The organism is Mesorhizobium sp. GW821-FHT04C10, assembly GCF_059420305.1.
This window is the reverse complement of sequence record NZ_JBWKTL010000001.1, coordinates 3558084-3572708: the sequence shown is the minus strand read 5'-3', so window position 1 is coordinate 3572708 and position 14625 is coordinate 3558084. Positions and strand designations below refer to the sequence as shown.

10 protein-coding genes are annotated in these 14625 nt (G+C 64.4%); 8 read left to right on the top strand and 2 right to left on the bottom strand.

Annotation, left to right across the window (positions count from 1 at the left end):
* Window positions 1-101: 101 nt before the first annotated feature.
* The 7 genes from AC07UC_RS17335 to AC07UC_RS17305 all read left to right on the top strand — a co-directional run bounded on the left by AC07UC_RS17335 (window position 102) and on the right by AC07UC_RS17305 (window position 12707).
* A complete protein-coding gene (locus tag AC07UC_RS17335) occupies window positions 102-5600 on the top strand; it encodes an alpha-2-macroglobulin family protein (RefSeq protein WP_494906844.1) in 5499 nt (1832 codons plus the stop codon).
* A gap of 170 nt (window positions 5601-5770) precedes the next feature.
* Window positions 5771-7861, top strand: a complete 2091-nt coding sequence (gene pbpC, locus AC07UC_RS17330) for a penicillin-binding protein 1C (protein WP_494906843.1) — start codon at window positions 5771-5773, stop codon at window positions 7859-7861.
* An 18-nt stretch (window positions 7862-7879) separates the two neighbouring features.
* Entirely contained in the window at window positions 7880-8602 is a 723-nt protein-coding gene (locus AC07UC_RS17325) for a M15 family metallopeptidase (protein ID WP_494906842.1), read from the top strand.
* 211 nt (window positions 8603-8813) lie between these two features.
* A complete protein-coding gene (locus AC07UC_RS17320; protein ID WP_202326915.1) occupies window positions 8814-9842 on the top strand; it encodes a sulfate ABC transporter substrate-binding protein in 1029 nt (342 codons plus the stop codon).
* A gap of 82 nt (window positions 9843-9924) precedes the next feature.
* Window positions 9925-10776, top strand: coding sequence for a sulfate ABC transporter permease subunit CysT (cysT, locus tag AC07UC_RS17315; protein ID WP_202326913.1), 852 nt, complete (start codon window positions 9925-9927; stop codon window positions 10774-10776).
* Window positions 10769-11653, top strand: a complete 885-nt coding sequence (cysW, locus tag AC07UC_RS17310; protein ID WP_056571857.1) for a sulfate ABC transporter permease subunit CysW — start codon at window positions 10769-10771, stop codon at window positions 11651-11653. Before cysT ends, cysW begins: the two co-directional genes overlap by 8 nt.
* Before the next feature lie 13 nt (window positions 11654-11666).
* Entirely contained in the window at window positions 11667-12707 is a 1041-nt protein-coding gene (locus AC07UC_RS17305; protein WP_056571856.1) for a sulfate/molybdate ABC transporter ATP-binding protein, read from the top strand.
* A gap of 16 nt (window positions 12708-12723) precedes the next feature.
* On the opposite strand, the gene AC07UC_RS17300 is transcribed toward AC07UC_RS17305, so the two are convergent.
* On the bottom strand, window positions 12724-13122 hold the full coding sequence (locus tag AC07UC_RS17300; protein ID WP_140775720.1) for a type II toxin-antitoxin system VapC family toxin: 399 nt from the start codon (window positions 13120-13122) through the stop codon (window positions 12724-12726).
* Window positions 13122-13397 (bottom strand): antitoxin, encoded by a 276-nt coding sequence (locus AC07UC_RS17295; protein ID WP_140775945.1) that lies wholly within the window; start codon window positions 13395-13397, stop codon window positions 13122-13124. Before AC07UC_RS17295 ends, AC07UC_RS17300 begins: the two co-directional genes overlap by 1 nt.
* Window positions 13398-13621: 224 nt before the next feature.
* Between AC07UC_RS17295 and AC07UC_RS17290 the strand changes: the two genes are divergently transcribed.
* Window positions 13622-14608 (top strand): sulfate ABC transporter substrate-binding protein, encoded by a 987-nt coding sequence (locus AC07UC_RS17290; protein ID WP_202326911.1) that lies wholly within the window; start codon window positions 13622-13624, stop codon window positions 14606-14608.
* Window positions 14609-14625: the final 17 nt, after the last annotated feature.

Here is a 14625-nt window from a genome sequence, read left to right as displayed (position 1 = left end):
AAAATAAACCGTTGGCAGGCGGAACCTGCCGCGTCCGCGCGTTGACAAGCTCGACTGAAGCTTGAACATGCCCGGACGTTTGCACTTGTCTGGAGGGTGTTATGGCAATGCGCACGGCTCGTGGTCTGTCGATTCTGGTCCTTCTTTTCTTCGCCTGGGCCAATGCCTTGGCCTGGAACGGCGTCGCCCAAGCAGCCGAGGCCCGGCGAATCGCAACGACCGACAATTCCGATTATTTCGGCTTCGATCTGCGATCCGACCAGAATGTCACCCTCGACCAGTGCAAGACAACATGCCTTGGCGATCCGGCCTGCCGCGCCTTCACCTACAACACCAAGGCCAAATGGTGCTTCCTCAAATCCGACTACAACCAGCTGAAGCCCTTCAACGGAGCAGTTGCCGGCAAGATCGTCAACATTGACGGCGATCCGGATATCGGCGCGCCGCCGGAACTCGCCTTCTTCCCCAACTGGATGGCCGATCAGGCGCAGCAATACCGCAACAGGCTGCTTGGCCCGGCCTATGACAAGCCGACCGAAGGCATGGCGGCCCTGATAAGTTCGGCCGAGCAGGCCATGCAGACCGGCGACCATCGCTCCGCCATGCAGAAATACGAGGCCGCGGCCTCGGTGATGCCCGATGATGGCAAGCTCTGGCTCAATCTGGCGCGTGAAACGCTGGCCGTGCAGCCCGCCGCCAACACCTCCGAAGCGTCTACCTTGCCGATGAACGCCACTTCGGCCGCCTTCAACGCCTACAAGCTTTTGCGCACCACCAAGACGCGCGCCGACGTGCTGGCGCTGCTCGGCGCCGGCCTCGACAAGCGCGATCTCTACCGGCCGGCGCTGCAGGCCTATGAGGCGAGCCTTGCGCTGGTGACGTCGCCGGCCGTCCAGGCCGACTATGCAGATCTGAAGGCCCGCAAGGGTTTCCGCGTGATCGACCACAGCGTCGATGCCGACACCAGCGCGCCGCGCATCTGCGCGCAATTCTCCGAGGAACTGGTCAAGACCGGTGTCGACTATGCGCAGTTCGTCACCGTCGACAACGCACCGCCGAAGGGCGTCGAGGCCAAGGACAAGCAGATCTGCGTCGAAGGGCTCGAACACGGCCAGCATTACGACGTGACCTTCCGCGCCGGCCTGCCGGCGGCAATAGGCGAAGTGACCGCCGCTCCGGTGGTGCTTTCGATCTATGTGCAGGATCGCGCGCCGTCCGCCCGCTTCACCGGCGACAGCTTCGTGCTGCCGGCCGGCGCGCGCCGCGGCATTCCGGTCGTCACCGTCAACATGAACGCCGCCGAAATGAAGCTCTACCGCATCGGCGACCGGTCGCTGGCGCAGCTTCTGTCGGGCTACCAGTTCCTGCATCAGCTCGACGGCTATGACATCTCCAACATTTCCGAGCAGATGGGCGCTCCGGTCTGGCAGGGTCAGCTCGACATCGTCAACGACCTCAACAAGGAGGTCACCACCTCCTTCCCGGTCGACGAAGCGCTGCCGCAGCGCAAGCCCGGCGTCTATGTGCTGACCGCCCAGGCCGTCAACGACAAGAGCGACGACTACAATTCGATGGCCACGCAGTGGTTCGTCGTCTCCGACATCGGCCTGTCGACCTATACCGGCCAGGACGGGCTCAACGTCTTTGCCCGTTCGCTGGGTTCCGCCAAGCCGATCGCCGGCGCCGAGCTGACGCTGGTTGCCCGCAACAACGAGGTTCTCGGCACCGCGACGTCGGATGCCGACGGTCACGCCGTCTTCAATCCCGGCCTGACGCGTGGCGACGGCGGCATGGTGCCGGCCGTGCTGATGGCCAAGCAGGGCGACAATGATTTCGTCTTCCTCGACATGTCCAAGGCCGGCTTCGACCTCTCCGATCGCGGCGTCACCGGGCGCGCGGCGCCCGGTGCGCTGGACGTCTATGCCTGGACCGAGCGCGGCATCTACCGTGCCGGCGAGGATGTCCATGTCGCGGCCCTAGCCCGCGATGGCGCCGCCAAGGCGGTCGAGAACCTGCCGCTCACCTTCATCTTCTCGCGCCCCGACGGCGTCGAGGACCGCCGCATCGTCAGCGACGGCGCCTCGGCCGGCGGCCATGCCGTCGACCTGCCGCTTGAACCCAACGCCATGCGCGGCACCTGGTCGGTATCGATCTATACCGACCCGAAGCAGCCGGCGGTCGCCAGCCAGATGTTCCTCGTCGAGGATTTCGTGCCGGATCGCATCGAATTCGACATGAAGGCCGACAAGCAGGAAATCGCGCGGGGTGAAACCGCCAACATCAACATTGACGGCCGCTTCCTCTATGGCGCGCCGGCGGCGGGCCTGGCGCTGGAAGGCGAGTTGACGCTGTCGACGTCGCGCGACTGGGACCGCTTCCCCAACTTTTCCTTCGGCCTCGCCGACGAGCAGTCGGCGGAGCCGACGGTAACGCCGCTGACCAACCTGCCCGTGGTTGGCGATGACGGCAAGGCGACCTTCCCGATCTCCGTTGACCAATTGCCCTCGACCACCAAGCTGGTCGACGGCAAGGTGACGGTGCGCATGCGCGAAACCGGTGGCCGCGCCATCGAACGCTCGCTCAACATCGGCATCCGCCCGCAAGGCCATATGATCGGCATTCGACCGGACTTCGCCGATGGTGAAGTGCCGCAGGGCGGCACGGCCAAGTTCAGCCTGGTCGCCGTCGACCCTGATGGCAAGCGCGAGGCGCTGAAAGGCGCGCAGTGGACGCTGGTCAAGGTCGAACGCAATTACCAGTGGTACCGCTCCAACAATTCGTGGAACTACGAGCCGGTTACCTTCACCAAGTCGATCGCCAATGGCCAGGTCGACCTCAACGCCGATGGCGACGCCACCGTCTCCGTGCCGGTCGACTGGGGCCAGTACCGGCTCGAGGTCGAGACCTCGGACCCCGAGGGACCGGCGACCAGCTATGAATTCGACGCCGGCTGGTATGTCGCCTCGACGACCACCGAAACGCCTGACGGACTGGAGATCGCCCTCGACAAGGACAACTATGCCGCGGGCGAAGTGGCCAAGCTGAAAGTCTCGCCGCATTTTGCCGGCGAACTTCTGATCAACATCGGTTCCGACAAGCTCTTGAAGACCATCACGGCGACCGTGCCGGCCGGCGGCAGCACCGTCGACATCCCGGTCGGTGACGACTGGGGCGCCGGCGCCTATGTCACGGCGACCCTGTTCCGGCCGGGCGATGCGCAGGAAACGCGCATGCCGGCCCGCGCCATCGGCGTGAAATGGCTGACGGTCGATCCGGGCTCGAAGAAGCTCGCCATCACCTTGACGCCGCCGGACAAGACCATGCCGCGCCAGCAGCTGTCGATCCCGGTTTCCGTGGCCGGCGTGCAGCCGGGCACCAACGCCTATGTCATGGTTGCCGCCGTCGATGTCGGCATCCTCAACCTGACCAACTACAAGGCGCCGGACCCGGAGAACTGGTTCTTCGGCCAGCGCATGCTGGGCATGGAGATCCGCGACATCTATGGCCGCCTGATCGATGGCTCGCTCGGCACCACCGGCAAGCTCAGGACCGGCGGTGACGGCGCCAACATGCAGGCGCAAGGCAGCCCGCCGACCGAAAAGCTGGTCGCCTTCTTCTCCGGCCCGGTCGAGCTCGACGCCGACGGCAAGGCGCGGATCGACTTCGACATCCCGCAGTTCAACGGCACCGTGCGCGTCATGGCCGTCGCCTGGACCAAGGAAGCGGTCGGCCATGCCCAGTCGGATGTGATCGTGCGCGATCCCGTGGTCATCACCGCCGGCCTGCCACGCTTCCTGGCGCCCGGCGACAACGCCGTCATGCGGCTCGACGTTGCCGACACCGACGGCCCTGCCGGCGACTATGCGTTCTCGATCGACACCACGGGCGACCTGTCGACCGGCGACAAGCCCCTGCCCCAGAAGCTGACGCTCGCCCAGGGCAAGCGCCAGACGCTGACCGTGCCACTGATCGCAAAGACGCCGGGCAATGCCTCGCTGACCATCAAGCTGGCGCATGCCGACGGCACCAAGGTCGAGCAGACGCTCTACGTGCCGGTGCGCCCGGCGCAATTGCCGGTCACCACGCGCCTTGTGGTCGACCTCAAGGGCAATGGCGGCGCGCTGCGCGTCGACAAGGAACTCCTGGCGGCAAGCCTGCTTGACGGCGCTTCCGTCAGCGTCGGCGTATCGCAGGCGGCGGCTTTCGACGTGCCCTCGCTCCTGATGACGCTCGACCGCTACCCCTATGGCTGCGCCGAGCAGACCACCAGCCGCGCCATGCCGCTTCTCTATGTCAATGAGCTGGCCTCGGGCATCGGCATGGAAAGCGACCCCGACCTTCACGGCCGCATCCAGGATGCCATCTACAAGGTGCTGAGCTATCAATCCTCGAGCGGCAGCTTCGGCCTGTGGGGTCCGGGCTCCGGCGATCTGTGGCTCGACGCCTATGTTAGCGAGTTCCTGACCAGGGCGCGCGAGCAGAAATACGACGTGCCGGCGCTGGCCATGAACCAGGCGCTGAGCAATCTGCAGAACTCGCTCGGCTACGACCAGAGCGTACAGGACCGCGGCAGCGAGATCGCCTACGCCCTCTACGTTCTGGCCCGCAACAAGAAGGCCTCGATCGGCGACCTGCGCTACTATGCCGACACCCAACTCGAAGCCTTCTCGAGCCCGATGGCCGTTGCCCAGCTGGCGGCGAGCCTTGCGCTCTATGGCGACACGCAGCGCTCGGAAGCGACGTTCAAGACCGCGCTGCAGCTCGCCAAGTCGAGCAGCGACTACGACTGGTACCGCTCCGACTACGGCTCGGCGCTGCGTGACGGCGCGGCGATGTTGTCGCTGGCGGCGGAATCGAAGCCGGTGTCGACGATCGTGCCGGAGCTGATCAAGCTGGTGACCAGGGAACGCGCCGAAGCCCGCTGGACCAGCACCCAGGACGATTCCTGGATGCTGCTGGCGGCCCGCGCGCTGAAGGAGGGCAATGACTCGATCACGCTTTCCGTCAATGGCGCGCCGCATTCGGGTGGCTATTCCAACCAGGTCAATGGCTCCGAGCTGGTCGACAGCCCGCTCGAAATCGCCAACACCGGCAAGACCCCGCTGCAGGCCGTCGTCACCAGCGTGGCGTCGCCGATCCAGCCCTTGCCGGCCGGCGGTGACGGCTTCACCATCAGCCGTACCTACTACAAGCTCGATGGCACCGAAGCCAATGTGACGGAGGCAACGCAGAACGAGCGCTATGTCGTCGTGCTCAAGGTCACCGAGCAGAACAGCTGGCCGTCGCGCCTGCTGGTCACCGACCTGTTGCCGGCCGGTTTCGAGATCGACAATCCGGGCCTGGTCTCCAGCGCCCAATTGACGAACTTCTCCTGGCTGGCACAGACCGACGCCGCGCACCTCGAATTCCGCGACGACCGTTTCGTCGCGGCGTTCAACCCGGCCGACGGCGATCACGACCACAATCTGACGCTTGCCTATGTGGTGCGCGCCGTGACGCCGGGTACCTACGCCCATCCGGCGGCGACGGTGGAAGACATGTACCGGCCGCAATATTCGGCCCGCACCGCCACCGGCATGATGGAGATCAAGGCGCCCTAAGGCGCCTTGGCGAAGATGAACGTGAGGCTTGCGCTGCCCCTCATTGCCCTGCCGGGCATTTCTCCCCGTATAGTGACGGGGAGAAAGGGGCTAGCGCCGACCGCCGCGACAGCTCCCTCCCCGTCACTATACGGGGAGAAGGTGCCGGCAGGCGGATGAGGGGCGGCACTATGCTCTCCAGAAAATTTCTCCGTCGGTCAGCCATAACGCTAGCTTCCTGCGCCGGCATCCTGGCCCTGTCGGTCGCTACCCTCTGGGAACTCGACCGCGCCTTCCCGCCACCGCTACCAGCGGAACTCACGGTCTCCACGGAAGTCCAGGATCGCGACGGCCAGCTGTTGCGCGCCTTTGCCACGCCGGACGGCTACTGGCGGCTCGAAACCCATCTCGACCAGGTCGACAAGCAGTTCGTCGACATGCTCGTCACCTATGAGGACAAGCGCTTCTGGGACCATGAGGGTGTCGACGTGCTGGCGCTTTGCCGAGCCGCCGGCCAGTTCGCCACCAGCGGCCACATCGTCTCCGGCGGCTCGACGCTCTCGATGCAGCTTGCGCGCCTGATCGAGCCGCGCGAAAGCCGCAGCCTCGGCTCCAAGGTCAAGCAGATGCTGCGCGCCATCCAGATCGAGCGGCGGCTGTCGAAGAGCGAGATCCTCGAACGCTATCTGACGCTGGCGCCCTATGGCGGCAACCTGGAAGGCGTGCGCGCCGCTTCGCTCGCCTATTTCGGCAAGGAGCCGAAGCGGCTCACCGTCTCCGAAGCCGCCCTGCTCGTCGCGCTGCCCCAATTGCCGGAAAAGCGCCGGCCCGACCGCAATCTGGAAATCGCCCACGCCGCCCGCGACCGGGTGCTGACCCGCATGGTCTCGTCAGGCCTGATCGGCGAACGCGAGGCCGCGCGGGCCGCGCTCGACGATGTATCAGGCCTGCGCCGCACTCTGCCGGCACTTGCCGCGCACGCCGCCTATGCGATGCTGCCCCGAGCCGTTCCCGGCCAGCCCCTCAAGCTGACGATCCGCAAAAGCGTCCAGCAAGGGCTGGAGCAGGTGGCACGCGACGCCGCCACGAAGCTCGGGCCGCGCCTCTCCGTCGCCATGGTGCTGGCCGATTCCCGAACCGGCGACATCCTCGGCGAAGTCGGCTCGGCCAATTTCTTCGATTCCAGCCGCTCCGGCTGGATCGACATGACCAAGATCGTGCGTTCGCCCGGCTCGACGCTGAAGCCGTTCATCTATGGCCTCGCCTTCGAGCAGGGACTGGTGGCGCAGGAAACGCTGATCGAGGACAGCCCGGTCGATTTCGGCGGCTACAGGCCCAAGAACTTCGACATGGGCTATCAGGGCGATGTCTCGATCCGCCAGGCGCTGCAATTGTCGCTCAACGTGCCGGCGATCCGCGTGCTCGACGCGGTCGGCCCAGCCCGGCTGACAGCGCGCTTCCGCCAGGCCGGCGTCAACCCGATCCTGCCGGTCAACGAGGCGCCCGGCCTGGCCATCGGCCTTGGCGGCGTTGGCGTCACGCTGCGCGATCTCGTCCAGCTCTATACGGGCCTCGCCAATGGCGGCAAGACGCACACGCTGCATGACGGCACCGAGCCGGCCAATGCCGAACGCACCACCGCCACCATCCTCAACGACCAGGCGAACTGGCAGATCATCGACATATTGTCGGGCGTGAAGCCGCCGGAAGGCGCCCTGCAGCGCGGCATCGCCTACAAGACCGGCACGTCCTACGGCTACCGCGACGCATGGTCGGTCGGCTTCGACGGCCGCTATGTGCTGGGCGTCTGGGTCGGTCGCCCCGATGCCAGCGCCGTGCCGGGCCTCTCCGGCTATGTCTCGGCCGCCCCGATCCTGTTCGAGGGCTTTGTCCGCTCCGGCCTTGCCACGGTGCCGCTGCCGGGCAAGCCGCCTGGCGCCTTTACCCCCAAGCGCGAGGATCTGCCGGTGACACTCGCCCGCTTCGGCGCCGGTGCCGACGGGCTGGTGCAGGCGACGCCGACCGAACCCGCCCCAACCATCATCTTCCCGCCGGACGGCGCCCGCGTCGACCTCGCCACCAATTCGGCCGATGCCTCGCCGCTGGTGCTGAAACTGCAAGGCGGCCGTGCGCCATTTCGCTGGCTGGCCAACGGCAAGCCGCTCACTGGCATCGACCGCCGCCGCACCGCGACCTGGCTGCCCGACGGCGCGGGCTATTCGACGCTGACTGTCATCGACGCCGCGGGGCGGGCGGCGAGCGTCAAGGTGTTCGTCGAGTGAACGCGCTCCTTGAATAGAATGCGCCAGGCGATTCAGCGCGTTGGCTTTTGCGCGCTGGCGCTTGCGGCTTCTGTTCCGCCGGCACATGCCGATACCCTCCCCGCCGGCTTCGTTCGGCTCGCCGATATCGATCCCTCCATCCGCCAGGACATCCGCTACGCCGGACCGGACGATTTCCTGCGCCGCAAGGTGAGTGGCTATGAGGCGCCGGTCTGCATTCTCACCCGGCAGGCGGCGCAAGCTCTTGCCGGTATCCAGCAGGTGATCGCCGCGAAAGGCCTGACGCTGGTCGTGTTCGACTGCTACCGCCCTGCCCGCGCCGTTGCCGACATGGGCGAATGGACGCGAGCGGGCGGTCCGCCCGACCCGCAATGGTATCCGAAGGTCAGGCGCGGCGACCTCATCGCCAAAGGCTATGTCGGTGAACTGTCGACCCATTCGCGCGGCTCGACCGTCGATGTCGCGATTGCACGGGCCGACAGTCCGGCGGTCTCTAAATCGGCCTGTGGCGCCATCGATGCCGATACGCTCGACTTCGGCACCGGTTTCGACTGTTTCGACCCGATGAGCGAGACGGCGCACCGCCCGCTCGGCGACGAAGCGGCGGCAAACCGCAAGCTGCTCGTCGATGCCATGCGTACCGGCGGCTTCAAGAACTACGCCCGCGAGTGGTGGCATTTCACGCTTGGTCACGAGCCCTTTCCAAACCAGCGTTTCGATTTCCCGGTAAGCGCCGAATAAGCCGCGGGATCAAACCGAATGCGGCCTTGCCTCGGCATCGCGCATCCCTAGATAGGACCTCGAGTCCGCGCGGGGTGTCGACGAGGAAAATATTTCCCGACATGGCGCAAGATCATCCAATATTTTCTTCAGGAGGGCAAAAAAGGGAACATTCGATGCATCTAATTTCTATCAATTCGCTAGATTTGGCGCGGGTTCAACGGAGGCAGAAATGACCAAACCTCATTTCAGGAAACTGCTCGGCGCACTGGTCGCCACATCTGTCCAGTTCGGCACGCTCGGTTTCGCGTTCGCCGACACCACCATCCTCAACGTGTCCTATGATCCGACACGCGAGCTCTACAAGGCCTATGACGAGGCTTTCGTCGCCCATTGGAAAGCCGAGACCGGCGAGACGGTGACGATCCAGCAGTCGCATGGCGGATCGGGTGCCCAGGCCCGCGCCGTGATCGACGGCCTCGATGCCGACGTGGTCACCCTAGCGCTCGAGGGCGACATCAACGCCATCGTCTCGAAGTCGAAGAAGATCAATCCCGACTGGCGCAAGAAATTCGAAAACAATTCAGCGCCTTATACCTCGACCATCATCTTCCTCGTCCGCAAGGGTAATCCCAAGGGGATCCACGACTGGGATGACCTCGTCAAGGACGGCACCCAGGTGATCACCCCCAACCCCAAGACCTCGGGTGGCGCACGCTGGAACTATCTGGCCGCCTGGGCCTATGCCAACGCCCATGACGGCGGCGACGAGGCCAAGACCAAGGAATTCGTCGGCAAGCTCTACGCCAATGCTCCGGTTCTCGATACCGGTGCACGCGGCTCGACCGTCACCTTCGCGCAAAAGGGCATCGGCGACGTGCTGATCGGCTGGGAAAACGATGCCTATCTGGCACTCGACGAATTCGGCGCCGACAATTTCGAGATCGTCTATCCGCCGACCTCGATCCTGGCCGAGCCGCCGGTGGCGATCGTCGACGCCAATGTCGATGCCAGGGGCACGCGCAAGGTGGCCGAAGCCTATCTCGGCTGGCTCTATTCCAAGGAAGGCCAGACGATCATCGCCAAGAACCACTATCGTCCGGCCAAGCCCGAGCTCGTCGCACCGGCGGATCTGCCCAAGACCCCCGATATCAAGCTGATCTCCATCGACGATCCGCTTTTCGGCGGCTGGAAGAAGGCGCAGCCTTATCATTTCGGCGACGGTGGTATATTCGACCAGATCTACAAGCCGGCCCAGTAAGGTTCGGTTTTGCTGAGGAAGCTCGCCAATGGGCTTCTTCAGGCAGAGTCCGGTTGAATAAGAAGGGACAATCCAGAACTTCATGACGACAGCACCCGCGCAGGCGGGGTGGCGGTTCAAGCAGCCGAGTGTCATTCCGGGTTTCGGATTGACGCTCGGCTTCTCGCTTGCCTACCTCACCCTCATCATCCTCATTCCGCTATCCGGGCTGATCTGGCGCTCGGCCTCTCTCGGCTGGGCTGAATTCTGGGCGATCGCCAGCGACCGCCGCACCATCAATGCGCTGGAAATCAGCTTCGGCACCGCCTTCCTCGCGGCTGCCGTCAATGTCGTCTTCGGCACGCTCGTCGCCTGGGTGCTGGTGCGCTACCGCTTTCCCGGCCGCCGCATCGTCGACGCCATGGTCGATCTGCCCTTCGCGCTGCCGACCGCGGTCGCCGGCATCGCGCTGACCACGCTCTACGCGCCGAACGGCTGGATCGGCAAATTGCTGATGCCGCTCGGCATCAAGGTCGCCTATACGCCGCTCGGCATCGTCATCGCGTTGGTCTTCATCGGCCTGCCCTTCGTCGTGCGCACCGTGCAGCCGATCATGGAAGAAATCGACAAGGAGGTGGAGGAAGCAGCCGCGACGCTTGGCGCCAACCGCTTCCAGATCATCACCCGCGTGCTGTTCCCGGGCCTGGCGCCGGCCATCATCACCGGCTTTTCGCTGGCCTTCGCGCGCGGCGTCGGCGAATACGGCTCGGTCATCTTCATCGCCGGCAACTTGCCCTACAGATCCGAGATCGCTCCGCTTCTGATCGTCATCCGGCTGGAGGAGTACAACTACCCGGCGGCGACCGCGATCGCGGCGATCATGCTCGCTCTGTCGTTCGTCATGCTTCTGGTCGTCAATCTCGTGCAGACATGGAGCCGCAAGCGCTATGGCTGATCCCGAAATCAAATCCTACGAACCCTACCATGAGAGCCGCTCGGCGGCGGTGACCGAAAGCCGGCCGGCACAGGCCGTGCTGATGGCGATCGTTTTTGCCTTCCTCGGCGTCTTTCTGCTCCTGCCGCTGATCATCGTCTTCCATGAGGCGCTGGCGAAAGGCATCGGTGCCTATACGCAAGCGCTGGGCGAACCGGATGCGCGCTCGGCCATCCACCTGACACTGCTCGTCGCGGCGATCTCCGTGCCGCTCAATGTCGTCTTCGGCATCTCAGCCGCCTGGGCCATCGCCAAGTTCGAGTTCAAGGGCAAGGCTTTCCTGACCACGCTGATCGACCTGCCCTTCTCGGTCTCGCCGGTCATCTCAGGCCTGGTCTACGTGCTTCTGTTCGGCGCGCAGGGGCTGCTCGGAGAATGGCTGAAGGCACACGGCATCCAGATCCTGTTCGCCGTGCCCGGCATCGTGCTGGCCACCGTGTTCGTCACCTTCCCCTTCGTCGCCCGCGAACTGATCCCGCTGATGCAGGAACAAGGCAATGGCGACGAGGAAGCGGCGCTCTCGCTCGGCGCCAATGGCTGGCAGACCTTCTGGTACGTCACGCTGCCCAACGTCAAATGGGGCCTGCTCTATGGCGTGCTCCTGTGCAACGCGCGCGCCATGGGCGAATTCGGCGCGGTTTCGGTGGTTTCGGGTCACATACGCGGCCTGACCAACACCATGCCGCTGCATGTCGAAATCCTCTACAACGAGTACAATGCCGTCGGCGCCTTCGCCGTCGCCTCATTGCTTGCCGGGCTGGCGCTCGTCACGCTGGTCTTAAAAACACTGCTCGAGATGCGCTACGGCGCCGAACTCGCCGCGACGCGCGGACACTGACAGAGGGATTTGTATGGAAGTTCGCGTTGCCAACGTGCGCAAGGAGTTTGAGCGGTTTCCAGCGCTCCACGACGTATCGCTCGACATCAAGTCGGGCGAACTCATCGCGCTGCTGGGGCCGTCCGGCTCGGGCAAGACGACGCTGCTCAGGCTGATCGCAGGCCTGGAACGGCCAACGCGCGGCAAGATCTTCTTCGGCGACGAAGACGCCTCGCAGAAGTCGATCCAGGAGCGCAATGTCGGCTTCGTCTTCCAGCACTATGCGCTGTTCCGGCACATGACGGTGGCCGACAATATCGGCTTCGGCCTGAAAGTCCGGCATGGGTCCTCGCGGCCGCCGGCGCAGGAAATCCGCCGCCGTGCCTCCGAGCTTCTCGATCTCGTTCAGCTTTCCGGCCTCGAAAAGCGTTATCCGGCCCAGTTGTCCGGCGGCCAGCGCCAGCGTGTCGCGCTCGCCCGCGCCATGGCGATCGAGCCCAAGGTGCTGCTGCTCGACGAGCCGTTCGGCGCGCTCGATGCTCAGGTCCGCCGGGAACTGCGCCGCTGGCTGCGCGAGATCCATGACCGCACCGGCCACACCACCGTCTTCGTCACCCACGACCAGGAAGAGGCATTGGAGCTTGCCGACCGGGTCGTGGTGATGAGCCAAGGCCGCATCGAGCAGGTCGGCACGGCGGACGATATCTACGACACGCCGAACTCGCCCTTCGTCTACGGCTTCATCGGCGAATCGAGCTCGCTTCCCGTCAAGGTCGAGAATGGCGAGATCTGGCTCGCTGATCGCCCCATCGGACTGGCCGCGCCGCACGCGCCCGAGGGTGACGCGACGCTCTATTTCCGCCCGCACGACGTCGAACTGCTGGACGGCTGCAGCGGCTGCATCGCCGGCACGGTCGCCGCCAGCCGCCGCGTCGCCGGCACGCGCCGGGTGGAGCTCGAGATCGGCGGCGATCGCCAGCGGGTCGAGATCGAACTGCCCGTCGATCATCCGGCGGCACAGAAAAGCCGGGTGGCGTTCCGTCCGGGGCGCTGGAAGCTGTTTCCGGCGGCTTGATCTTTCGGGTCAGGCGCTATTCCAGCCAGTTCTCGACCTTCAGCTTCCGTATCCGGGCGAACTCCCCCACGTTGGCCGTCACCAATGTGGTGCCCAATACGCAGGCGTGAGCGGCAATAAAAAGGTCATTGTGGCCAATGGGTTGGCCAGCGGCCTCCAACTCGGCGCGAAGCGCGCCGTATTCAGCGTCCACCGGTACGTCGAGCGGCAATACAGGGATCTCAGCCAGCAGATCCTCGACCTTCTTGAGCAGTTTGGCCGATCCCTTCCTGGCGCAGCCATATCGCAATTCAGAGGCAACGACGATGCTGGTGCAAACAGCGGCATCACCTTCGCGCACCATTGCACTGGCGGCCTTGCCGGCCGGGTTTCGGATCATGTCGCTGATGACGTTTGTATCCAACATGAACCGCATCAAAAAATGTCCTCGGCTTCAACAGGCGCATCCTTGATCTCGGGAAAGTCGTCCTCAGGACCAAGCGGTGGCTCTTTCGCCCATTGGGCGAGCAGAGCGGCAAGGCCGGGTTTGCGGAGCGGCTCGATGACAAGACGGTCGCCTTCGCGGCTGATCAGAACCTTGTCGCCGGGAAGCTCGAATTCGACAGGAATACGCACCGCCTGGCTGCGATTGTTGCGGAAGAGCTTGGCCTCCTTCGGAGGCGACGTGGTTGTATGCCGATGCTGGGGCACGGTGGCCTCCGTTTGTATATGCCATATGTATATGCCAAATGATCGTCCTGCACAAGGAATACAGACCGAAGTGAGTGTCATCTGGAATAGAATTCCAAGGACTCGTTGTGTCGATCATATCTTTTCTCGCAGCGAGGGCGCGGACCCCTCATGCATACCTCGCCGTGCCCCATGCGCCACGGCTATGGTTGCGCCGTTGACACATTGCATCCGGAGCCTTTTTCATGAAGCGATTTTTCCTCGGCGTTGCCACCGTCGCCGGCCTGTTCCTCGCATCCTCCCAAGCCTGGTCGGCCGACAAGCTTCTCAACGCCTCCTATGACGTCGGCCGCGAACTGTTCGTTCAGGTCAACAAGGCCTTCATATCAGCGCATCCGGGCGTAACCGTCGACCAGTCGCATGCGGGCACCTCTGCGCAGGCGCGCGCCATCGCCGAGGGCCTTGGCGCCGATGTCGTCACCTTCAACCAGGTCACCGACATCGATTTTCTGGTCAAGAAAGGCTTTGTCTCGGCCGACTGGCAGAAGGACTTTCCCGACAACGCCTCGCCCTTCTATTCGCTGCCTTCGTTCCTTGTCCGCGCGGGTAACCCCAAGCATATCAAGGACTGGAACGATCTGGTGCGCGACGACGTGCAGGTGATCTTCCCCAACCCGAAGACCTCGGGCAATGCGCGCTACACCTATCTGGCGGCCACGGCCTACGCCAAGGAAGCCTTCAAGGGCGACGACACCAAGGTGAAGGAGTTCATCACCAAGCTGTTCAACAACGTGCCGATCTTCGACACGGGCGGCCGCGCCGCGACCACCACTTTCGTGCAGCGCGAAATCGGCGACGTGCTGATCACCTTCGAATCCGAGACGCGCGGCATCCGCAAGGAGTATGGCGACGACAAGTTCGAGCAGGTCACGCCTTCGGTCAGCCTGCTCGCCGAATTCCCGGTGGCGATCGTCGACAAGGTCGCCGACGAGCACGGCACGCGCGACCTGGCCAAGACCTATCTCGACTTCCTCTACACGCCCGAAGGCCAGGACATCCTTGCACAGAACGGCAACCGCGTGCGTGACGCAGCTGTCGCGGCCAAATACAAGGCCGACTTCCCCGAGGTGCGGCTGCTGACCGTGGAAGACGTCTTCGGCGGCTGGGACAAGATCCAGAAAGAGCATTTCGCCGCCGGCGGCCTGCTCGATCAGGCCTATGGCAGCCGCTGAAGGCTCACAGCACATAT

Bases quoted from the DNA above. Each gene is read 5' to 3' on its own strand.
- AC07UC_RS17290 (WP_202326911.1), top strand. From the start codon at position 13,622: ATGAAGCGATTTTTCCTCGGCGTTGCCACCGTCGCCGGCCTGTTCCTC.
- AC07UC_RS17300 (WP_140775720.1), bottom strand. From the start codon at position 13,122: ATGCGGTTCATGTTGGATACAAACGTCATCAGCGACATGATCCGAAAC.
- AC07UC_RS17305 (WP_056571856.1), top strand. From the start codon at position 11,667: ATGGAAGTTCGCGTTGCCAACGTGCGCAAGGAGTTTGAGCGGTTTCCA.
- AC07UC_RS17335 (WP_494906844.1), top strand. From the start codon at position 102: ATGGCAATGCGCACGGCTCGTGGTCTGTCGATTCTGGTCCTTCTTTTC.
- AC07UC_RS17325 (WP_494906842.1), top strand. From the start codon at position 7,880: ATGCGCCAGGCGATTCAGCGCGTTGGCTTTTGCGCGCTGGCGCTTGCG.
- pbpC (WP_494906843.1), top strand. From the start codon at position 5,771: ATGCTCTCCAGAAAATTTCTCCGTCGGTCAGCCATAACGCTAGCTTCC.
- cysW (WP_056571857.1), top strand. From the start codon at position 10,769: ATGGCTGATCCCGAAATCAAATCCTACGAACCCTACCATGAGAGCCGC.
- AC07UC_RS17320 (WP_202326915.1), top strand. From the start codon at position 8,814: ATGACCAAACCTCATTTCAGGAAACTGCTCGGCGCACTGGTCGCCACA.
- cysT (WP_202326913.1), top strand. From the start codon at position 9,925: ATGACGACAGCACCCGCGCAGGCGGGGTGGCGGTTCAAGCAGCCGAGT.